Source organism: Segatella copri (genome assembly GCF_015074785.1).
Taxonomy (GTDB): Bacteria; Bacteroidota; Bacteroidia; order Bacteroidales; family Bacteroidaceae; genus Prevotella.
Genome location: NZ_CP042464.1, coordinates 2,710,627 through 2,732,709 on the forward strand (window position 1 = coordinate 2,710,627; position 22,083 = coordinate 2,732,709).

The window sequence follows — 22,083 nt, forward strand, 5'->3', positions numbered from 1 at the left end:
AAAAGGTAATAACAATGAAAAAGTTAATAAATATATTGGGGGCTGCTTTACTCATTACAAGCTTAACATCTTGTGATAGTTTGTTGGATATGTCCCCTGAAGACCCAATGAGTCCTGAGACCTATTTTAGTTCTACACGAGAATTGAAATTATGGACAGATGGATTTTATAGCCAGTTGGAAGGTGCAGATGACGTGATTGGCATCAATGCGGATGACAATATTGATACCGAGTTAGGTGCTACTTTGCTTGGGCAACGTTCTGCTGCTGATGAAAATGGTTGGAACTGGACACAACTTCGTTCTATAAACTATTATTTACAGCATTCAGATAGATGCAAAGACGAAGTTGGTCGTAAGGAAAATGATGGAGTTGCTTACTTTATGAGAGCATACTTCTATTATGTTAAAGTCAGAAGATATGGAGATGTACCTTGGTATGACCAAGTCTTGAATTCTGACCAAGATGAACTTTTGGCTAAAGCACGTGATGATCGTGAAGTTATTATGGATCATGTCATGGAGGACCTTGACAAGGCAATAAACATGCTTCCGTCAACCAAGAGTGTCTATTACGTAACGAAATGGACAGCATTAGCCCTTAAGACTCGTGCAGCTCTGTATGAGGGAACTTATCGTAAATATCGTAATATGCCTAATGCAGAAAAGTATCTGAATCAAGTAGTTGATGCTGGTGAAAACTTTATCAAGAATAGTGGTTACAAACTTTATACAACAGGTGATACTCCTTATCGCTCCTTGTTTAATAGTTTGGATGCTTGTTCTGATGAAGTCATCTTGGCAAGAAGATATAGTTCTGATGCAAATGTAATGCATGGTGTTCCTTTTGCTATCAAGAATTCTCGCCAAGGTTTTACCAAGCGATTCATGAATCACTATTTAATGGCAGATGGCTCTCGCTATACTGACAAACAAGGCTGGGAAACAGATGACTTTGTAGCAGAAACTAGCAATCGTGACCCTCGTATGGCTCAAACAGTTTTATGCCCAGGTTACATTCAGAAAGGCGCAACAAAGGTGACAGCAAACAACTTAAATGCTCTAACAGGGTATCAACCGATTAAGTATATTGCAGAGTCTAAATATGATGGCGCAAATAAGGCATTTACAGATTGGTCTTTGTTTAGGACAGCCGAAGTGTATTTGAACTATGCTGAAGCTAAGGCAGAGTTAGGTACATTAACACAAAATGACTTGGATGTTTCTATCAATAAAATTCGTGACAGAGCAAGAATGCCACATCTCAACATGAGTGCGGCTAATGCCAATCCAGACCCATTGATGTTGAAATATTATCCTAACGTGACAAGAAGTACCAATACTGGTGTAATCCTGGAGATTCGTCGTGAACGTACTGTTGAAATGCCTTTGGAGGGATTCCGTCTGTGGGATATATTCCGTTGGAAAGAAGGTCAGCAGTTGACAAAACCTTTCTATGGTTGTTATTTCCCATCAGAAGGACAATACGACATGGATAATGATGGAAAGAAAGATCTGTTATTGTACACAACTGATAAGGGTACCTTTAAGGGTACTGCTAAGAAAATTGGCAAGGACTTGGAGCTATCTAATGGTACTTCCGGATACATCTATCCATTTAGCCAGATTACTATAACTTGGGATGAGAATAGAGATTATCTTTGGCCAATTCCAGCAAGTGAAAGAGTCTTAACTGGTGGTAAGTTGACACAGAATCCTGGTTGGACGGATAGTACGAATTTTAATTAAACTGATATGGTTAGTGGGCTAGTCCCACTAACCTCTAATATTATAATGAGATGAGAAATATCATTGTTACTTTGGTGAGCATGTTCTTTATATTGAACGTGTCTGCACAAAACAAAGGTTTTGATTTCCTTCAGAAAAAGATGTATGATGGGGGAAAGTCTAATTATGTGATGATTTTTGCACATCGCGGAAATTGGAGAGGCGCACCAGAAAACTCTCTTCAGGCATATAAGCAATGTATAGATGGTGGCATTGATGGTGTGGAGATTGATGTCCATATGACTAAGGATAGTGCCATTGTAATGATGCATGATGATACTGTGGATAGAACTACCACCGGTACGGGATTGGTTTCTGATTATACTTTGGAAGAAATTAAAAAACTGAATTTGAAATCTCCGATAGGTGTTATTACTCGTCAGAAAGTACCAACTCTAGACGAAGTCTTGGAGCTTTGTAAAGGAAAGGTATATATTCAGATTGATAAATGGCAACCTTGTAAGGAGAAAGTCTTAGAAATTATTCATAAGCACAAGATGCTGAAGCAGTGTATCTTCCGTGGTACTTTTAATAGTAAGGTATATGAGGAGAAATATGCTAAACTCTTGAAAGGGTGTATCTTTAGCCCAGTTGTTGTTTGTAATGGCAAAACTGATGACCAAAAGTTGGATGATTATATGAATCATATTAAGACTCCAATTATGAGCTTGTCTTTCAAGAGAGATGACTATCCTATCTTAAATCGTGCGGAAGAAATGAAGAAGCATGGCTATCGTATCTGGTATAACTCACTTTGGGATACTTTTAATGGTGGTCATGATGATGAGATGGCTTTGGATGATCCCGATGGAAGTTATGGTTGGCTTCTAGACAAAGGAGCAAACATCATCTTCTGCGATAACTCATTCTTATTGCTGGATTATTTGAAAAAGAAAGGAAGAAGATAATTTTTTTGCTTCTTTCGTGTAATACGTGTTAAATTTTAACTAACCAAAAATATGAAACAGAAAGTTTTATTATTGCTTTTAGCAATTGTATGCAGTGCAAATATCTTTGCACAAGACAGAGTTAGCAAGATTCGCGCTAAACTCTTGAATCGTGATGAGTCTTCAGTGATTGTGGCTTCACATCGTGGTGACTGGCGTAACTTTCCTGAAAACTCTTTGGAGGCGATAGACAATGCAATCAAAATGGGCGTTGACATTGTCGAGATAGACTTGCAGAGAACCAAGGATGGGGTCTTGATTTTGATGCACGATCCAAAGATTGACCGTACCACAACGGGTAAAGGTACAATTTCCGAGTTGACCTATGATTCTATTGCAAAGACTCACTTGAAGAACGGATGTAATATCCGTACCATCCATAGAGTACCAACTTTGGAAGAGGCACTTGTGCATGCTCGTGGTAAGATTATGCTGAACCTTGACAAGGCAGACAGATATTTCGAGCAGGTTTACGAATTGATGAAAAAGACTGGTACGACAAAGCAGATTATCATGAAAGGAACAAAGTCTGCTGAACAAGTGAAGGAACTTTATGGCTCATATCTGAATGATGTTATCTATATGCCTATTGTAAATTTGGACAAGTCTAATGCAGAGCAGCAACTCAACAAGTTTATGAAGGATATGAATCCTGTGGCTTTTGAATTGTTGTTTAAGAGTGATGAGAATAAACTTCCATTGTCATTGCCAAAGAAAATGAAAGGTAAATCTTTGATTTGGTATAATACCTTATGGGATACTATGGCAGGAGGACATGATGATGATATGTCTTTACAAGACCCTAATAAGGGATATGGTTATCTCATAGATACTCTGGGAGCTAGAATTATACAAACAGATAGACCTCAGTACTTATTGGATTATTTGCGTTCTCGCAACCTTCATGATTAAATGTTATGTGGAAGAAAATCATAGATTATTATAAAATTCCAGAAGCAGCTAAAGAACCGAGTACAGATAGTGCTCGGTTCAAAAAAATACGCCTTATTTCATTCCTTACTGCAACTTTGGGATATGGTATGTATTACGTTTGTCGTTTAAGCATGAATGTAATTCGTAAACCAATGGTTGATGATGGTGTTTTTACAGAAACAGAAATAGGTATCATAGGCTCTTGCTTGTTCTTTACTTATGCTATAGGTAAATTCTGTAATGGTTTTATAGCAGATAGAAGTAATGTGAAAAAGTTGATGTCAACAGGTCTTTTGATTTCGGCTTTGATAAACTTGGCGCTTGGATTCACCAATTCGTTTATCGTGTTCGCAGTACTTTGGGGAATCAATGGATATTTCCAATCTATGGGAGCAGCATCTGGAGTAGTATCCCTATCCCGCTGGTTTGATGCATCAAATCGTGGTACTTATTATGGTTATTGGAGCGCAAGTCATAATTTAGGTGAGGCTATCACTTTCATATCCATTGCTATTCTTGCTACTAATTTTGGGTGGCGATATGGATTGATTGGAGCAGGCTTAATCGGCATTGCTTATTTTTTCATTATGCAATGGTTAATGAAAGATACACCTCAGAAGTATGGCTATTTATTAGAGGATGCGACTTCTAAAAAAGAAGAAAAGAACAAGGCAGATTTCAACGCAAGTCAGAAGACCGTCTTATGTAGTCCTGCTATATGGATTCTAGCTTTAGCAAGTGCGTTTATGTATATAAGTAGATATGCTGTAAACAGTTGGGGAGTCTTTTATCTGGAGACGATGAAGGGATATTCTACTCTTGACGCAAGCTTTATTATTTCCATCAGTTCTGTTTGTGGTATTGTAGGAACAGTTGCTTCAGGTTTAATCTCAGACAAATTATTCAAAGGATCAAGAAACATACCGGCTTTGGTCTTTGGCTTGATGAATGTTTTGGCGCTATGTTTATTCTTATTAGTACCAGGTGTTCATTTTTATATTGATGTTATTGCTATGGTATTATTCGGACTAGGAATCGGCGTTCTGATTTGTTTCCTCGGTGGTCTTATGGCCGTAGATTTAGCTCCTAAGAACGCAGCAGGTGCAGCTCTTGGTGTTGTCGGCGTGGCAAGCTACATTGGTGCCGGTATCCAAGACATTATGAGCGGTCTGCTCATCGAGGGCAACAAGCATCTGGTAAATGGCGTAGAGACCTACGACTTTACCTACATCAATTATTTCTGGATTGGTGCAGCTTTGATGTCTGTACTATTGACACTTTTGGTTTGGAATGCGAAACCAAAGACTGTTTAAGAAATAAACGAAGCTATCATCAAAATACTCTTCACTCTTCACCTTTCGGCCGGAAACCCCTGTGTTTATCGGCATTCCGAGGGGTGAAGAGTTGTTTTTATCTCTTCACCCACTCTTCACCACTCTTCACCTTCAGAAACGGAAACAGAGGAGAAAGACTGATAGGTGGATTGCAAATCAGCCAGAACTGAAGGGTGAAGAGTGGTGAAGAGTAGGTGAAGAGTGCCCGAATACTCTTCACCCCTCGGAATGCCGATAAACACAGGGGATTCGGGGCTTTTGGTGAAGAGTGAAGAGTATTTGGCAGGAAGCCTATACGAAAACAAAATAAAGGAGGTTTCGATAACTGTTCCAGTAAAACAGCCGACTAGCGACTCTTGCGCTAGTCGGCTGTTTGCGTTTTGCCAGTTGGCTGTTTATATTTTGCCAGTTGGCTATTTCCGGTAAAGCTCAGAAGGCTTCTGCATATACAGATATTTCTTTGCCACGTATGCCGCCAGCTGCATCATCTGCTCATTCTGGAGATAGGCTCCATAAGGAAAGAGGATGTTGATATTCGGAACATTCTGAGCCTGGGCATCCGAGAAATTCACGAAGGTAAGGTCGTTGATATACATCGTAGTGATGAATCTGCCCATATTCTCCACCTTTTTCTTCTGAGCTTCATTTAATGTCAGTACTGCCTGCTTAGGAGCAAACTGCATGAAATAGAGCGATGAGGGTACGAAGAAGCATTATTTATGCTGCCCCTCAAAAAGTAGACACAGAAAGGTGGAAAACTGATGGAAAATGATTACCTTTGCAAGCAGATAGAGTTGTGTGCCCTGTAGAGAGGGCGTAGCCCGAACGTAAGGGCACACAACTTGCCGAAGCACGGTTATCTTATCGTCAAGTATTCACCAGAAAGGAAACTTTTTATGGCAAAGCATTTAAATCCATTGGAAAAGGAGTTCTTGATTCGTAAGTTCAAGGGAAACTCCAAAGTTAAGCTCAGTGATTTCTGCAGGGCAAACAATGTCTCGGAAACTTCTTTTAAGAAGTGGCTGAAGCAATATGAAGAAGCAGGCATAGAGGGGTTGGCTCGTGCTGATGCTGAGATTGGGAACATACTTCCTGAGGGCATTGACAAAACCAAGGAGGGGTATAAGCGAGAAATCCTACGCTTGCGTATTGAGAATGAACGGCTCAAAAAAAAATATCTGGTGAGGCAGAACGAGGATGGGCAAACGGAGTATGTTCGTTTAAAAATGAAGAGTTCAAAATAGTGGACATGCTATCGCACGAGTATCCTGTCAAGGATATCTGCAAGATGATGGGAGTAAGTCGGTCGGGGTATTACAAGTGGCTTAGAAGAGAGCCTTCATCCCGTGAGATCAATCGTGAGTTCATGGTGGGTGTGGTTGAGGACATACACTCGGAACACCCTACACATGGCTACAGGTGGGTGGCAGCGTACATAAGAATCAATTTACAGTTGAGTATCAGCGACAATTTCTCTTATAAATGCTTCCAATATCTTGGTATTCAGTCACAAACGAGACACAAGATACATTACAAACCACGTAAGGTAAAGGATAAGTACCCCAACCTCATTTATTCCACGTGGGACACGGTAGACAGACCTCGACAAGTTATCGTCTCTGACATGACAGTCATCAAATACTCTTGGTTCTTCTTTGAGTTGACCATGTATTTCGATGTCTTTACGAAAGAAATCCTAACGTGGCATGTGGCTGAGAGACGTGGACATAGAGACCAGTACATTGATGGGCTAAATGATGTCATCAACCTGTTGAAGGGCACAGATGAGCCAACTGTTCTTCATACGGACCAAGGTAGCGTGTATGCTTCGCTCGCCTATAATGAGCTGATAAAGGACACCTTGATTGTGAGGTCTATGTCCAGGGCAGGAAAGCCTACAGACAACCCTGTGAACGAATCCCTCAACGGATGGATAAAAGAGGAATTGTTCATAGACTTCAAGATTGAGACATGTAATTCAAGAGAGGAGTTCGAGGAGGCCTTGGACGCATACGTGGATTATTACAATGAGAAAAGACCATGTTATGCTATCGGCTATGATACGCCAAATAATTACAGGAAGAGGTTTTATAAAGGGGAGCTTCCAAGAAAGGACACTTTTGGGAAGCGAGAGGCTAATGCAACACCGAAGTTCATCACAGAACGGAAGAAAATGGCTGGAAATGAGAAAAATAAAGAATAATGTTCACTTTTATAAAGAAAAACTTGCAAATATGGATGAGATTGTCTACTTTTGCAAATGAAAAGGAACGAAATTTGATAGATATGTGTACTTTTAAAAATATAAATAATTAATAATCATTTTTTGTGTCCACTTTGGGGAACTGCTACATTATGGGTCAAACATTTGGGGGATTTGGAACATCTTAGCAAAAAACATTTGGGGGATTTGGAACATTTTAACAAAAAACATTTGGGGGATTTGGAACTTATATGTATCTTTGCGCTCAAAATCAGCAAGTTATGAGAAAAAGAATTTTTAAAAGAAAAGTATACGACAAAATGCTCGAATGGAAGCTAGAGAGAAATGGTAGCACAGCTCTCTTGCTCAAAGGAGCACGCCGTGTAGGAAAGTCAACGGTAGCCAAAGCTTTCGCAGAAAAAGAATACAAAAGCTATATCCTTATAGATTTCGCACAAGCATCTAAGGAAGTGAAACAGTTGTTTGACAACCTCATGGACTTGAACTACATATTTTTACGCCTCCAATCAATCTACCAAGTAATCTTGGAACCACGCAAATCAGCCATCATTTTCGATGAAGTACAAATGTGCCCACAAGCTCGGCAAGCCATCAAATACCTAGTAGCAGACGGAAGATACGACTACATAGAGACAGGCTCTCTTATCAGCATCAAAAAGAATGTAGAAAACATTTTGATTCCAAGCGAAGAGACACGTTTGGATCTCTATCCGATGGACTACGAGGAATTTCGATGGGCAATGGGCGATACTGCTACATTTCCCCTACTCAAGCAGTTTTTCGATGCAAAAGTTCCATTGGGAGCAGCGCATCGAGAAGCTATGCGCAACCTTCGTCTATATATGCTCGTAGGCGGAATGCCACAAGCCGTAAACGAGTACTTAGACACCAACAATCTGAGCAAAACAGATGCCGTAAAACGAGAAATCATAGAACTTTATATTGACGACTTTAGAAAGATTGACAAAACAGGAAGAGCTGCCAAGTTATTCGAGAACATCCCTTCCGAATTAAACAAAAATTCAGCCAGATACCAGGTAGCAAGCGTATTAGATGATGCAGGCAGAAAGAACCTTATGGGAGTCTTGGCAGACATGAAAGACAGCATGGTAGTCAATTTCGCCTATCACGCAAATGATCCCAATGTTGGTTTTTCATTACATAGTGACGAAGACTACTATAAAATGTTTGTTGGAGACACAGGGCTATTCGTCACACTTGCTTTTTGGGATAAAGACTACACGGAGAACACCATTTACGAAAAGTTGTTGAGTGATAAACTGAGTAGCGATATGGGGTATGCCTATGAAAATCTCGTTGCCCAAATGCTTACCGCATCAGGAAACAAACTGTTCTATTACACATTTCCCCATGCAACAAGCCACAAGAACTACGAGATAGATTTCTTGCTATCTCGTGGCAAGAAGATTTATCCGATAGAAGTGAAATCGTCAGGATATAACAGTCACAAGTCGCTAGATGAGTTTTGCCTGAAGTTCTCTGATAGAATCGACAAAAGATACCTATTATATACGAAAGATTTTAAAAAAGATGGACAGACCTTATTGATGCCAATATATATGACACCCTTGCTATAGATAAAATATAGAGAGGGTGTATCATAAGTCCATGACGCACCCTCTTCTTGATTTTAAAAAACTATTTATTATTTGTCCAATACATTCAAGTTCTGATAGAACCAGACATTCATCTGATTGGCACCACGATGATTCCAAGCATAATAAGGAATCAGAGTGAGCTTCTGGTTCTTGACAGAAACGGTGCCATCAGCAGCCTGATCGAGCACCTGAGAAGAGGTCTGGATAGCCTTGACAGAGAAGGCTGGAGCACCCTTGGTCTCGGTGTTCTGAATGCTGTAGTTATCCACCACAGAGAAAGCAGGCTTCTTGGCCATGACGGCACGGAGCACTGGCTCATTCTGATTATCCACAGCCTCAGCGCAATATACCAATGGTCCACGCTCTACGGCAACCTTGCCCTTATCATCTGCTACCTTACCGTTAGCTACAACTGTACGGATAGGCATATCGAAGTGGATGCGGATGACATCACCCTTCTTGATGTTCTTGACAGGCAGATAACCCTTGTTGGCATCGAGATCAGCCTCTACAGCCTTGCCGTTTACGGTTACTGTGTAAGCAGGCTTCTCGGCATCGCTATACTTATAAAGATCGCTAGGCACCACCTGATTGCGAACCCATCCAGGAATACGGACCAGGAGGTTGGCATTCTTCACACCGCTCTTCTTCACAGCAATCTTGATATCGCCATTCCAAGGATACTCGGTAGTCTCCTCCAGAACCACATCCTTACCATTTACCCTGATGGTAGATGTATTGCCGGCAAAGAGGTTAACGTAGATATTGTTATCCTTCACGCCATAGAGATAGCCAGGAACAGAAGGGATGAAGCGGCTCAAATTACTTGGGCAGCAGGCACATCCGAACCAAGGCTGGCGGGTAGTATTGCCATCGGCATTGAACTTGTACTTGCCATCGCTAGACAATGGGTTTGGATAGAAGAATCTACCACCGTCCATGCTCATACCAGATATGACACCATTATATAAGGTACGCTCCATGCAGTCGATATACTTGCTCTCGCCGTGAAGCAGGAACATACGTTCGAAAAGGTAAACCATAGAGATGGCTGCACAGGTCTCGTTATAGGCAGTCATGTTTGGCAACTCATAGTTCTCGCCGAAAGCTTCACCTGCATGGCGGGCACCTACACCACCTGTAAGATAGTATTTCTTACCAATGATGTTTTCGAAAATACGGTCAATCACCTTCATATAGGCAGAATCCTTGGTCAGGGCAGCCACATCGGCGATACCGGCATACATATATCCGGCACGAACAGCATGACCCACAGCCTCTTTCTGCTCCAGGATAGGAGCCTGGCTCTGAGAATATGGGTTGCGGATATGAGTCTTGCCACGATAATCGAGCAGATACTTAGCCTCATCCAGATACTTCTTCTCACCGGTCAAGGTATAGAGACGAGCCAAAGCCATCTCGGCAATCTGATGTCCAGGAACGATGGTAGCCTGTCCAGCCTTAGGACCTACTTCCCTTACCACGCAATCGGCATAGCGCTTGGCGATGTTCAGGAACTTGGTGCTACCCGTAGCCTGATAGTGAGCACAGGCTGCATCTACCATGTGACCGAGGTTGTAAAGCTCGTGACTCAATTCCTCATCCTTCACCCAACGCTTATTTCCCGACCATCCGTGTGGATGTTTTGGGTTGATGGTACGGGCTGTATAGAGATAGCCATCTGGCTCCTGTGCAGCACCCACCACATCGAGCACACTGTCGATGTAAGCCTTCAACTTCTTGTCAGGGTAAGTCTGGAGAATATAGCTGGCACCTTCGATGGTCTTATAAACATCGGTATCATCGAAAGAGAAGCCCATGAACTTGCTCACATCCCACTCCTTGGTATCCAAGCCCGGGTGGTTAGGATGCTGCAAGGTATAAGCAGCCATCTCGAAGTTCTTGTAACGGTGCTCGCTCTCGCACTTGCTGAAAGCCAATGGCACAGTTACCTCGCGGGCAGCCTTCAAGCGGGCACCCCAGAAAGTATTCTGTGAAATCTTCACACTGGTGAAAGGAACCTGAGTAAACGGATAACCATTGCCCAATGTCTTTGCATTCTTCGCCATGGTTGGCACAACTACGGCTGCCGAAAGCAATACTGCAGAAATTAATCTCTTCATTTTCAAATAGGTTTTATTAATTTTATATTATTGTTTGTTATTTCAGTTGCAAAGATAAGAAAACTTTCCGACTATAGTGTATAATAAACAATAAAAAGCAGGTAATTATCAGTCAAACACCTATATTTATATCATATTTAACGCTTTTTTTTGTTACAATCGTTTTTTTATCTTACCTTTGCAGTCAAATTAGAAATACAATAATATATCAAATATGAATCATCTTCCATACCGTGCCATCGCTCTTGATCTGGATGGCACCCTGACCAACCACGACAAGGTGGTTACCCCGAAAACCCGCGAAGCGCTGCTCCAGGCAGAAACCGAGGGTGTTGTTATCATCCTTGCTTCAGGCAGACCGACCTACGGCATCGAACCGGTGGCGGAATGTCTGGAACTGGATAAGCGAGGCGGATACATCCTATCTTATAATGGCGGCAACATCGTGAATGCCAAGACTGGCGAAAAACTCTTCGCCCAGTTCCTGCCTGATGAGGTGATACCTATATTATATAGGTACGCGAAGGAGAAGAACCATGCCCTGCTGGGCTACGCCGAAAACGAGATTATCACCGAGATGCCCGACGACCAGTATGTGAAGGAAGAATCGCGTATCAACAAGATGAACATCCGAAAGGTAGAAAACCTGTTCGAAGCCCTGGAGCCTCACCCTACCAAGCTCCTCATGACAGGCGACCCGGCAGATATGCTCAAGGCAGAAAACGAGCTTTCTGAGATTCTGGGCGACAGGATGGACATCTTCCGTTCAGCCCCATTCTTCCTGGAACTGGTTCCTAAAGGCATCGACAAGGCAAAGTCCCTGCTCCGCCTTCTGTCGAAAATCAATCTCACCCCAGCCGATATGATTGCTTTCGGAGATGGCTACAACGACCTGAGCATGCTGAAACTGGCAGGCATGGGTGTAGCCATGCAGAATGCAGCACCAGAGGTTAGAGCCGAAGCCGACTACATCACGCTTTCCAATGAAGAAGATGGCGTAGCTGCTGCTTTGGAACATTTCTGTAAAAAGGATTTTTAAAGGTAAAAAAGTAAAAAGGTAAAAAAGCCTAGCGGGGTATAATCTCCCTAGTTTCTTTTTACCTTTTTACTTTTTTACCTTTTTACCTTTTTACTTCCTTTTTACTTTTTTACCTTTTTACTTTTCAACAATCAGTCCACCCTTAGGCTGCATTTCCACCTTCAGGTTTCCCTTCTTATCCACCTTTACGGTCTTCATCTGAGAAACAGGCCAGAGAGCCTTCTTGTCCTTGCTGGCTGTTTCATGATAATAGGTAACGCTCTTGCCGGCAAGCATTGGCAGATTCAGGGTGAGCTTCATCACCTGGTCGGTGCCGTTCAAACCGGCAACATACCATTTATCACCATGGCGACGGGCAACAACGGCATATTTTCCAGGATAACCGGCGATGAATTTGGTCTCATCCCAGGTCGTAGGAACGCTCTTCAGGAAATCAATCTCGTGCTGAGGAAGCTCAGAGAGATTATTCGGATAGATGGCGATGCACTGGATGGCAGCCTGGTTCATGATAGCCGATGCCATCTCGAAAACATCGGTGGTATAACGACGATGACGACTCTTGTTGTCACGAGACAAGTATTTGTTCATGATGGTACCACCCCAATCCATCGCAGCCACGGCATTGCGGCAGAATGGATGCATGGTCAGCTCAAAGCCCTCCTGCTTGGCATGATAATCAGAGAAGAATACATTCTCTGAAGCCAATACAGCCTCACTGGAAATATAGTTTGGATACATGCGCTCCCAACCTCTTGGCAGGGTGCAGCCATGGAAGATAACGTGAATGCCGTAATCGTTGGCATCGCTGAGGATGTCTTCATACTGCTGCATGGTATGCTGCTTGTCGCCACCGAAGAAATCTACCTTGATACCCTTGATGCCGATACTCTTCATCCAGGCCATCTCCTTCTTGCGGGCCACGATGTTATCCATGATGCCACGAGGTCCCTGAGGTGCATCGTTTGCCACACCATTGGAATTATACCAGAGCATCAGACTCACATTCTTGCTCTGCGCATACTTGCTCAACTCTGCTATCTTGTCTCTGCCAATCTGCGTATCCCAGAGTGCATCAACCAGCACATATTCATATCCCATGGTAGCAGCCAGGTCGATGAACAGCTTCTGGTCGTTATAGTTGCAGGAGCCATCCTGCCAGATGAGCCAGCTCCAGGCATATTTTCCCACACCATACTTCTGGGATGCCTCATAGCGAGGCTCTACTACATCGTATGGAATGGTGGTCTCTACCAGAGGCTTCAAATCAGAACCCATGGTGATGGTTCGCCATGGAGTGGAACCCGGAAGGATGAAGGTGCCCGATGTAGAACCGATGCCATCAGCCTCTTTCTCCATTGGGAAGGCGATCTGATAACCCTTAGCAGCATCGTAATCGCTGATATGACAACCCGGATAGTTGCCGTGAGTACCCGTCTCACTGACCAATACCCAGCCATCGCCACCTACCTTGAAAAGGCATGGGAAAGTATAGCCCTGACCATAACCCGACTTGGCTGTGAGCGGAGCATCTGGCTTGTAATCCTCCTCATAACTTGGCTTGGTTCGGGCGAAACCGATGAGCGGATCCGACTGTGGGCAGAGGAAAGAGGTGGAAATCTTTGGCAAATTGAATGCCGTCTTCTCCTCATTAATAATAATATGCTGTGCCTTCAAGCCATCAAAGGTATAACGGAAAGCCACGTCATTGTTGGACACATTGAAGGTAACGGTCATGGGTTCTTTCCTGCCATTGAGATAAGTCACGTTGAGCTGGTTGGCATGATAATCTACATGCGAAACCTTGGCGGTGCGGAGGTCATAGCTCTTCTCCACCTTTATCTCATTCTTACCCTGATAGGTCAAGCCCTGACTGAAATCGCCTACATTGGCAAGGAGTCCGAGCTGTGATTCCTCCATCATTCGCTTGCCTGCATAGTCGATGGAATAATAGAGTTTACCATCGCGGTCTTCCACCACGACATTCAACTTACCATCAGGAGAGCTGACAGTATTCTTCTCTGCGTATGCACCGATGCTTGCCATCAATGCCAGCGCTACTACTAAAACGTTTTTCTTCATTTCCAGATAAAAGTAATTAGTTTATTTGTTACTATGTTTTTATGCTTAATTACATCGGCAAAGTTAAGCAATATTATCGAATAAACAAAAATTAAACCGAATTATTTTGTATTTTCTTCAAATAATAGTAACTTTGCACGAAATAAACTATACACATATCAGCAGTTATGTTACAACTTGACAATTTCTATAAGGCTCGCTTCGTGCTGAGCAAGGTAATAAGAAAGACTGAGCTGGTTCACACGCCAAGAATCAACCCAGAGAGTGATGTTTATTTGAAACCAGAGTGCCTGCAGAAGACCGGTTCGTTCAAGATTCGTGGTGCTTACTATAAGATTTCACAACTCACCGATGAAGAAAAGGCGAAGGGTGTGATAGCCTGTTCTGCGGGCAACCATGCACAGGGTGTAGCGCTGGGAGCTACAGCCATGGGCGTTAAGAGCCTCATCTGTCTGCCTGAAGGTGCTCCTATCTCCAAGGTAGAAGCCACCAAGCGACTGGGTGCTGAAGTCTGTCTGGTACCTGGCGTCTATGATGATGCCTACCAGAAGGCGCTGGAACTGAAAGATGAGCATGGCTACACCTTCGTTCATCCTTTCGATGATGAGAACGTCATTGCCGGTCAGGGCACCATCGGATTGGAAATCCTCGACCAGCTGCCTGAAGTAGAAGCTGTAGTAGTACCAGTTGGTGGTGGCGGTTTGATTTCCGGTATTGCCTTTGCCATTAAATCACTGAATCCTAAAGTTAAGGTTTATGGTGTTCAGGCAGAAGGAGCAGCAAGTATGGTACAGAGTCTGCACGATCATAAACAGGAGAAGTTGCCTTCTGTAGCGACCGTTGCTGATGGTATTGCCGTGAAGGAACCGGGAAAGATTACCTTCGAAACCTGCTCCAACTATGTAGACGAAATCGTAACCGTGAGCGAAGATGAAATCTGTGCAGCCATTCTGAAACTTATAGAGAGCGAAAAGATGGTAGCTGAGGGTGCAGGTGCGGCAAGCGTGGCTGCCGTGATGTACAACAAGATACCTGTCAAGGGAAAGAAAACCATCTGCGTGGTGAGTGGCGGCAACATCGACGTGACCATCCTGAACCGTGTCATCAACCGTGGTCTGGTCAAGAGCGGCCGTCTCTGCACCATCGAGATGGAGCTTGACGATAAGCCAGGCGAATTGGTTGAGGTAGCATCCGTCATCGCAAGCCTTGGCGGAAACATCACGGGAGTTCATCACGACCGTTCTGCCAATCGCAACAAGGTGAATGCCTGCGTACTCCGACTCACCATGGAGACTCGCGATTCTGAACATGTAAAGGAAATCAAGGGAGCCTTGGAGCAGAAGGGATTCCATCTCTGGATAGTATAACCGTGCAGAGACTTACAAAAATCCATAAAATATAAAAAGAGGGTGCGCCGTCAGTTGATAGCGCACCCTCTTTTTATATATCATTAAAAGCTTTATTACCATCAAGCTCTTTTGTTATTGAGCTTTATCTTTAATAGAGCTACTTTACTTCCTTGAGCAAGCAAGGGCGAACCTTCTCGGTTACACCAGCTTCCTCAGTAATCACGGTAGTGAGAGGCTTGAGATCGGCAGCATTCTTTGCCACCATCACCTTGTAATTACCAGCCTCAACCTGCCACTGACTATCAACCTCATTGAAAGAAGCCAGGTTCTTGTATGGAATGTCGATAGTAACAGTCTCCGACTCACCAGGCTGCAATTTCTTAGTCTTGGCGAAACCACGAAGTTCCCTGGTTGGTTTATCCATATCCTTGCCAGGAGCTGCCACATATACCTGAACAACTTCCTTACCAGCTACCTTACCAGCATTCTTCACAGTCACCAGGACCTTGATATTGCCCTGTGCATCCTTCGTTACCACAGGTTTGCCATACTTAAAGGTAGTATAGCTCATACCATAACCAAAAGGAAAAGATACAGGCACATTCTTAGTCTGGTAATAACGATAACCTACATAAACACCATCATTATACTCGGTGTAATCCACATTCTTCACGTCACCCTTGCTACCGATGCCCTTGCCCATGAACATACCAAGCACATCGTCAACCTTGACAGTCTCAGGGTTAGGGAAATCAGCCTTAGAAGGAACATCGTTATAACTTACAGGCCATGTCATAGGAAGACGACCAGAAGGATTCTCCTTACCCGTCAAGATGTCAGCAACACAGTTACCACCCTCCTGACCAGGCAACCAAGACAGCAATACAGCATCAGGACCGCCAATCCAACTCTTGGTCTCAATAACGCCACAAACATTCAAGATGACAACCACCTTCTTACCAGCCTTATGGAAAGCGTTGCAAACGCCAGAAATCATATCCTTCTCCTCCTTGGTAAGATTGAAGCTATCAGAAATCTTTCGATCCAAGAACTCACCAGACGACTTACCAATAGTGATGATTGCCAAATCGTTGTTCTTGACGGCAGCAGACATATTCAATTCAGCAAGGCTCATCTCAGGGATGAAGTGACCAGGCAAGAAAGCCTCCAAAGGATTCTTTGGCTTTGGCAAATTTGCCTTTGCCTTTGGAGCATACTCTATGTATGACTTCTGGATGTCGCCATCCACCTGATAGCCAGCATTCTTCAAACCATCCAACAAACTTACCACATAAGCATGGTTAACATTGCCGGAACCAGTACCACCAGCTATGAAATCATAAGAAGTATTGCCGAAGAGAGCGATGTTCTTAATCTTCTGAACGAGTGGCAATACATTCTTGTTATTCTTCAATAACACCATTCCCTCGGTAGCGGCATTGCGAGCTACCAAAGCATGTCCCTTCAAATCAGGGTTGTTGTCAGCAACATACTGCTTGAAACGAGGAGTCTGCATGATATACTCCAAGATATGGCGTACATTGCGGTCGAGGATTTCCATCGACAGGCGACCATTGAGCACAGCCTTGCGAATCTCCTTCACCTGGTCTGCCTTACCTGGCATCAACAGGTCGTTACCCGCTTCCATCTGGGCAGCTGCGCTAATACCACCAAACCAGTCGGTCATCACCATACCCTTGAATCCCCACTCATGGCGAAGAATCTCTGTTATCAAGTCACAACGCTCACTAGACATCGTACCATTGATGAGATTGTAAGAAGTCATCACTGTCCAAGGCTGAGCCTCCTTGATAACGATTTCGAAAGGTTTCAAGTAAATCTCACGGAAAGTACGTGGATTACCGATAACATTGTTACGAGTACGATTGGTCTCCTGGTTGTTCAGTGCGAAGTGCTTCAACGAAGTACCGACATCGTTGCTCTCGATACCATTCACCATAGCAGCACAAATGGTACCAGCCAACAATGGGTCTTCTGAATAATACTCAAAGTTACGACCACAAAGAGGATTACGCATAATATTGGTAGCAGGTGCCAACAAGACATCTACGCCATAATGCTTCACCTCGTCTCCCATAGAGGTACCTACGGAATACACCAAGTCTTTGTTCCAGGTAGAGCTCATCACTGTAGCCACAGGGAAGTGGGTACAGTAGAATGTCTTATCGGTATTCTTGCGCTTAGGGTCGATGCGAAGACCAGCAGGACCATCGGCTACAACCGTAGCTGGAATGCCCAGACGCTCAATACCATTCACCTGACCTGCGGCACCCTGTACCAACTGACCTTGGTTACCAATGGTAGCCTCCATCTGGCTCTCATACTTACCCGAAGAACCTACCACCAACTGAATCTTCTCATCGAGAGTCATCGCATTGATGACATCCTGGATAGGAGACACACCCAACTTCGGGTTCTGTGCTTGCACTACGAAAGTCGCAGAAAAAAGCACACATGAAGAAACTAATAATTGTTTTATCATTGTCTATACCTTGTTTTAAAAAAAATATTTTATTAAGCTATTACTTGAAAAACTTATTTTATCATTTGAAAATCTTCTGTGCGAACTCTGTAAGATACACACGCCAGTTGCGCCAGATGTGGCCGCCCTCGGTCTCCATATAGGTATATTTATACCCCTTCTCATCGAAATAGCGACGCAAGCCGGCTGTACTCTTATACAAGAAGTCGGTCTTTCCCATACCTATCCAATACAATTTTGGCTTGTTCTTAAACAAGGTTGCCAACTGCTGCTTCGCCTCCTCGTCCTCTTGCAGCATCTTATAGAAATCGGTGCGAAAATCGCCAGTCTTTCCCACATGCAAACCAGCGGAGAAGAGACCAACGTAATCAAACTTATTAGGGAAACGGCGAGAGATGTCAAAGGAGTGTCCACCACCCATTGACAAACCGCAGATGGCACGATGCGCCTTATCCTTGCCCACCTTGTAATGGCTCTCCACATAGTTCATCACATCAGGGAAGCTCTCATCCATCGTAGCCACCGCCTTGGCACCTTGGTAACCATTGAAAGAAGGCACATACATACCTGCCGACCATTCGCCAGGAGCAGCCTGACAGTTAGGGTTGCCATTGGTCATCACCACGACCATAGGCTTTGCCTTGCCCGTGGCAATCAAATTATCAAGAATATGCTGTGCACGTCCTAAAGTAGTCCAGGCATCCTCATCGCCACCAGCGCCATGGAGCAGATAGAGTACAGGATAATCCTTGCCCTTGTCATAACCTGCTGGAGTATAGACCGTCATACGACGCTGCATCTTGAGCGTAGGACTATCATACCATACCTTAGACACATTTCCGTGAGGCACTTCGTTAACGGTATAGAGGTCACCACAGTCGCCTTTCTTGTCAGACAAGATAAAAATATTGGTTTCCGAAGTGATGTCACGAGTGATATAGACGCTTCCTGGATCCACAATCTTCACACCATCCAAGATGAGATTATAAGAATAAAGCTCAGGAGAAAGATTAGTGCTGGTAAAGCTCCATACTCCCTTGTCATCCTTCACCAAGTCTGCCACTCCCGGTGCATCATACTTTCCCACAGGGGTATCAATCTGCTTGGTAGGCAAGAAGTCGCCCGTAATCTGCACTTTCTGTGCATTGGGAGCCTTGAGACGGAAGGTTACTGTATGGTTGGCGTTTACCTCTGGAGATACCACAGGTACGTTGTCGAACAAAGCTTGCTGTGCAAAGCTGCTCATACTCAAGAGCAAGGCTGTTGCCAAAAATGTTATCTTTTTCATTGTGATGTTATTTGAAGTTACTTAAAGATTTTCTGGGCAAACTCACCCAGGTAGATGCGCCAGTTGCGCCAGATATGACCGCCATCGGTCTCCATATAGGTGAACGGATAATGGTTCTTGGTCAGTTTCTCTCTTAAGGCAGTATTGTCCTTAAAGAGGAAGTCGGTGTTGCCGATACCAATCCAGAAGAGCTTTGGCTTGGCAGCAAACAAGTCTGCCAACTTCTTGTCGAAGTTATCATAGATGTACTCGTTGGCGCCACCACTTCTTTGTTCCTTGCCAATGGCTGCCGAGAATAAACCTACATAACCAAAGGTCTTAGGATTGTTGATGGAAATATAGAGGGAATGGAATCCACCCATAGACAAACCTGCTATGGCACGGTTCTGACTATTTGCCAAAGTGCGATAACGGGCATCCACAAACTTCACTACCTCAGGGAAAGATACCTCGAAAGAGCCCTCCATGGTCTTAGGCAATCCCAATGTAGGTACTATCAGATTATCCGAAGTCTGTCCTGGAGCTGCCTCCTGAGAGATATTGCCATTGGTCATGACGACGATCATTGGCTTCGCCTTGCCTTGCGCAATGAGGTTATCGAGGATTTGCGAAGCACGTCCCAAATCCATCCACGCTTCCTCGTCGCCACCGATGCCATGCAAGAGATAAAGCACAGGATATTTCTGCTTGCTGGTCTCGTAACCAGCAGGAGTATATACTGTCATACGGCGAGTAAGGCCAGCTTTGGCATCATCATACCAGACCTTTGATACGGTTCCATGCGCTACCTTGTTGACCTTGTAGAGATCTGCCTTTCCCCCACCTATCAAGAAATAGTTGGAAACGTTGGCGATGTCACGCACGGTATAGACGTTGAGATGGTCGGTAACACTGGCGCCATCCACCATCATTGTATAGCTATAAAGCTCTGGTGCCAAAGGAGCAGTGGTTGTAAATGACCACACACCCTTCTCATCCTTCTTCAAATCGGCTACTCCAGGCATATCATACTTACCCATCGGGGTATCAACTTTCTTGGTTGGCAAGAAGTCACCTGTTATCTGTACTTTATGTGCCTCTGGTGCAATGCAGCGGAAAGTAACGGTCTTGTCTGCATGAATCTCAGGAGACTGTGGCATTTGCCCTCCGAAGAGGGCTTGCTGTGCCGAAGCACTGCCACAAAACGCACACAATGTTATTGCTAATATCGAAAATCTTTTCATTGGATATAACGTTTTACTTTTTATATTAATTACCCAAACTCTATTATCTTTTTCAATATTACCATCCCGTATTCTGCTGGATATTAGGATTCAATTCTCTTTCCTTCAAAGGAATAGGAAGCAACATGTGCTTGTCTTGGAATCCGAAAGTAGAATTGGTGAAATCCCAACTTACGCCCTTGGAAGAGTAGTTAGGAATTTCCTTACCCTGTGAAGCCAAGGCTTTCTTGGCATCACCCCAACGTACCAAGTCCTGGAATCGGGTACTTTCCAGACAGAGTTCCAAGCGCTTCTCCGTCTTGATGTCGTCCAAGGTAACGCTAGTCAATGGAGTTTCCTTGGCACGTTCACGAATCTGGTTGATGTCATAGAGAGCCTTGTCTGGCTGACCAGCCTGTAAGTTTGCCTCGGCAGCCAGAAGGAGAACTTCGGCATAACGCATAATCTTTCGGTCGGTATATTGCACTACCTGGAACCCGGGATTATCCATGATGTTGTCACTCTTCAATATGCGGTTCTTAAAGAAGAGGTATCCTTCACATCCATAGAGGTACTGACCAGGCTCCAACTTCACACCGTATGCTGCCATCTGATCACTGTTGAGCAGGGTCTTCTGCAAACGATATCCATTCTTGCCCTCTGCTTTTACAAATGCATCATAGAGAGACTTGCGAGGGTTCAAGAAGCCCCAGGTTCCCTGAGCCACTTCGTCGGCAGCCTTTCCTTCGAACGTCATATTGCCAGTACGCCATCCTTGCATCACGAAGGTAAAGTCATACCAGGACCAAGCCTGCTCCTGGTCGTTACGCGACTGCAATTCGAGCATAGACTCACAGTTGTTGTTGTTGACGGCATGAAACTGCATGTCATAGTCGCCACGGAAGAGGTCGTACTTTTTGGAATCCACCACCTCATTGAGTACGGATGCAGCCTCCTGATACTTCTTCTGGAAGAGATAAGCCTTGCCCAAATAAGCCTTTGCCACTTCCTGGGTAACACGCATACCCGTCTCCTGATCGTCCTTGTTCTTCTTGGAAGGCAAGGCATTCATACCGATAGCCTTTTTCAAGTCTGCCTCCACAATAGCCCAAAGTGCCTCTGGAGTACTGTTTGGCTGACGGTACTCATCTGTAGCCAAGAGATGATCTACCAATGGAGCTGTACCCCAAAGAGTAACCAGCTCGAAGTTAGCCCAAGCACGGAAGAAATAAGCCTCGGCTATGGCACGTTTCTTGACTTCCGTATCATTAGCCACCTTCTCTATGACGAGGTTTGACTGATAGATGACACCATAGAGACCAGAGAACAGGCCCTCGATATTACTGTTGCTAGAATCGAAGGTATATTCATTCAACTGCTCGTGGAAGTTGTTGTCGCCACGATTACCACCGCCACACCAAGCATCATCCGAAAGCAGATTCTTGGTAAAGAACCAACTAAAATACAATCCCTTCACACGGCTATACATGGCAGCCACCGCCTGCTCGGTCTGCTCATTGGTCTTGTAGAAATCATCCTGACCACCCATATTGCCATGCTTTGCTATATCGAGTCTGTCTTCACAACCGGCAAATAACACTGCCACAACGAGAAGCAGACTATATATGATATTCTTTTTCATAATTTCCTAATGTT

The 22,083-nt window shown here is 44.1% G+C and carries 17 protein-coding genes; 9 read left to right on the forward strand and 8 right to left on the reverse strand.

All coding sequences use genetic code 11. The annotated features are described in order from the left end of the window. The first annotated feature begins 14 nt into the window (after positions 1–14). Genes FO447_RS11265 through FO447_RS11280 form a run of 4 tightly spaced genes read left to right on the forward strand, consistent with a single transcriptional unit; the run spans position 15 to position 4,980 of the window. Positions 15–1,748: a RagB/SusD family nutrient uptake outer membrane protein gene (locus tag FO447_RS11265; RefSeq protein WP_200756403.1), complete on the forward strand. Its 1,734-nt coding sequence runs from the start codon at positions 15–17 to the stop codon at positions 1,746–1,748. A 50-nt stretch (positions 1,749–1,798) separates the two neighbouring features. Continuing rightward, the gene (locus FO447_RS11270) at positions 1,799–2,695 is read left to right on the forward strand and encodes a glycerophosphodiester phosphodiesterase family protein (RefSeq protein WP_118151433.1); all 897 of its coding nucleotides are present in this window, start codon (positions 1,799–1,801) and stop codon (positions 2,693–2,695) included. Between the two features lie 51 nt (positions 2,696–2,746). Next, on the forward strand, positions 2,747–3,646 hold the full coding sequence (locus FO447_RS11275) for a glycerophosphodiester phosphodiesterase family protein (RefSeq protein WP_118151435.1): 900 nt from the start codon (positions 2,747–2,749) through the stop codon (positions 3,644–3,646). Between the two features lie 5 nt (positions 3,647–3,651). Then, positions 3,652–4,980, forward strand: coding sequence for an MFS transporter (locus FO447_RS11280; RefSeq protein ID WP_118151437.1), 1,329 nt, complete (start codon positions 3,652–3,654; stop codon positions 4,978–4,980). Positions 4,981–5,077: 97 nt separating this feature from the next. Here the strand turns inward: FO447_RS11280 and FO447_RS11285 are convergent, their stop codons facing one another. Both FO447_RS11285 and FO447_RS11290 read right to left on the reverse strand, forming a co-directional pair. Then, entirely contained in the window at positions 5,078–5,221 is a 144-nt protein-coding gene (locus FO447_RS11285; RefSeq protein ID WP_006848025.1) for a hypothetical protein, read from the reverse strand. 193 nt (positions 5,222–5,414) lie between these two features. Continuing rightward, positions 5,415–5,684: a hypothetical protein gene (locus FO447_RS11290; RefSeq protein ID WP_118151439.1), complete on the reverse strand. Its 270-nt coding sequence runs from the start codon at positions 5,682–5,684 to the stop codon at positions 5,415–5,417. Positions 5,685–5,897: 213 nt separating this feature from the next. On the opposite strand from FO447_RS11290, the gene FO447_RS11295 reads away from it, so the two are divergent. The 3 genes from FO447_RS11295 to FO447_RS11305 all read left to right on the forward strand — a co-directional run bounded on the left by FO447_RS11295 (position 5,898) and on the right by FO447_RS11305 (position 8,823). Then, positions 5,898–6,245: a helix-turn-helix domain-containing protein gene (locus tag FO447_RS11295; RefSeq protein ID WP_117695123.1), complete on the forward strand. Its 348-nt coding sequence runs from the start codon at positions 5,898–5,900 to the stop codon at positions 6,243–6,245. A 5-nt stretch (positions 6,246–6,250) separates the two neighbouring features. Then, complete coding sequence (locus tag FO447_RS11300) at positions 6,251–7,204, forward strand: IS3 family transposase (protein ID WP_118417203.1); 954 nt, start codon at positions 6,251–6,253, stop codon at positions 7,202–7,204. A 281-nt stretch (positions 7,205–7,485) separates the two neighbouring features. Next, positions 7,486–8,823 (forward strand): ATP-binding protein, encoded by a 1,338-nt coding sequence (locus FO447_RS11305; protein ID WP_200756405.1) that lies wholly within the window; start codon positions 7,486–7,488, stop codon positions 8,821–8,823. Positions 8,824–8,891: 68 nt separating this feature from the next. Here the strand turns inward: FO447_RS11305 and FO447_RS11310 are convergent, their stop codons facing one another. After that, positions 8,892–10,967, reverse strand: a complete 2,076-nt coding sequence (locus FO447_RS11310; RefSeq protein WP_200756407.1) for a glycoside hydrolase family 127 protein — start codon at positions 10,965–10,967, stop codon at positions 8,892–8,894. Between the two features lie 214 nt (positions 10,968–11,181). On the opposite strand from FO447_RS11310, the gene FO447_RS11315 reads away from it, so the two are divergent. Continuing rightward, on the forward strand, positions 11,182–12,006 hold the full coding sequence (locus FO447_RS11315) for a Cof-type HAD-IIB family hydrolase (RefSeq protein WP_200756409.1): 825 nt from the start codon (positions 11,182–11,184) through the stop codon (positions 12,004–12,006). 117 nt (positions 12,007–12,123) lie between these two features. Here FO447_RS11315 and FO447_RS11320 read toward each other — a convergent pair whose 3' ends face one another. Continuing rightward, positions 12,124–14,085, reverse strand: a complete 1,962-nt coding sequence (locus FO447_RS11320) for a glycoside hydrolase family 97 protein (RefSeq protein ID WP_200756411.1) — start codon at positions 14,083–14,085, stop codon at positions 12,124–12,126. 167 nt (positions 14,086–14,252) lie between these two features. Here FO447_RS11320 and ilvA point away from each other — a divergent pair, with 167 nt between their 5' ends. Beyond that, positions 14,253–15,452, forward strand: a complete 1,200-nt coding sequence (gene ilvA / locus FO447_RS11325; RefSeq protein ID WP_117727351.1) for a threonine ammonia-lyase — start codon at positions 14,253–14,255, stop codon at positions 15,450–15,452. A 139-nt stretch (positions 15,453–15,591) separates the two neighbouring features. Here ilvA and FO447_RS11330 read toward each other — a convergent pair whose 3' ends face one another. The 4 genes from FO447_RS11330 to FO447_RS11345 all read right to left on the reverse strand — a co-directional run bounded on the left by FO447_RS11330 (position 15,592) and on the right by FO447_RS11345 (position 22,069). Next, entirely contained in the window at positions 15,592–17,934 is a 2,343-nt protein-coding gene (locus FO447_RS11330; RefSeq protein WP_437181465.1) for a glycoside hydrolase family 3 C-terminal domain-containing protein, read from the reverse strand. Positions 17,935–17,998: 64 nt separating this feature from the next. Then, positions 17,999–19,225 carry an esterase gene (locus FO447_RS11335; RefSeq protein WP_117587035.1) on the reverse strand — a complete coding sequence of 409 codons (1,227 nt, stop codon included), beginning with the start codon at positions 19,223–19,225 and terminating at the stop codon, positions 17,999–18,001. Between the two features lie 17 nt (positions 19,226–19,242). Next, on the reverse strand, positions 19,243–20,448 hold the full coding sequence (locus FO447_RS11340) for an esterase (RefSeq protein ID WP_200756413.1): 1,206 nt from the start codon (positions 20,446–20,448) through the stop codon (positions 19,243–19,245). Positions 20,449–20,506: 58 nt separating this feature from the next. Then, on the reverse strand, positions 20,507–22,069 hold the full coding sequence (locus FO447_RS11345; protein WP_200756414.1) for a RagB/SusD family nutrient uptake outer membrane protein: 1,563 nt from the start codon (positions 22,067–22,069) through the stop codon (positions 20,507–20,509). Between the last annotated feature and the right edge of the window lie 14 nt (positions 22,070–22,083).

Coding starts and splice junctions, on each gene's coding strand:
- FO447_RS11305 (WP_200756405.1), top strand. CDS start 7,486: ATGAGAAAAAGAATTTTTAAAAGAAAAGTATACGACAAAATGCTCGAA.
- FO447_RS11345 (WP_200756414.1), bottom strand. CDS start 22,069: ATGAAAAAGAATATCATATATAGTCTGCTTCTCGTTGTGGCAGTGTTA.
- FO447_RS11300 (WP_118417203.1), top strand. CDS start 6,251: ATGCTATCGCACGAGTATCCTGTCAAGGATATCTGCAAGATGATGGGA.
- FO447_RS11275 (WP_118151435.1), top strand. CDS start 2,747: ATGAAACAGAAAGTTTTATTATTGCTTTTAGCAATTGTATGCAGTGCA.
- FO447_RS11335 (WP_117587035.1), bottom strand. CDS start 19,225: ATGAAAAAGATAACATTTTTGGCAACAGCCTTGCTCTTGAGTATGAGC.
- FO447_RS11265 (WP_200756403.1), top strand. CDS start 15: ATGAAAAAGTTAATAAATATATTGGGGGCTGCTTTACTCATTACAAGC.
- FO447_RS11290 (WP_118151439.1), bottom strand. CDS start 5,684: ATGCAGTTTGCTCCTAAGCAGGCAGTACTGACATTAAATGAAGCTCAG.
- FO447_RS11315 (WP_200756409.1), top strand. CDS start 11,182: ATGAATCATCTTCCATACCGTGCCATCGCTCTTGATCTGGATGGCACC.
- FO447_RS11320 (WP_200756411.1), bottom strand. CDS start 14,085: ATGAAGAAAAACGTTTTAGTAGTAGCGCTGGCATTGATGGCAAGCATC.
- FO447_RS11310 (WP_200756407.1), bottom strand. CDS start 10,967: ATGAAGAGATTAATTTCTGCAGTATTGCTTTCGGCAGCCGTAGTTGTG.
- FO447_RS11340 (WP_200756413.1), bottom strand. CDS start 20,448: ATGAAAAGATTTTCGATATTAGCAATAACATTGTGTGCGTTTTGTGGC.
- ilvA (WP_117727351.1), top strand. CDS start 14,253: ATGTTACAACTTGACAATTTCTATAAGGCTCGCTTCGTGCTGAGCAAG.
- FO447_RS11270 (WP_118151433.1), top strand. CDS start 1,799: ATGAGAAATATCATTGTTACTTTGGTGAGCATGTTCTTTATATTGAAC.
- FO447_RS11295 (WP_117695123.1), top strand. CDS start 5,898: ATGGCAAAGCATTTAAATCCATTGGAAAAGGAGTTCTTGATTCGTAAG.
- FO447_RS11280 (WP_118151437.1), top strand. CDS start 3,652: ATGTGGAAGAAAATCATAGATTATTATAAAATTCCAGAAGCAGCTAAA.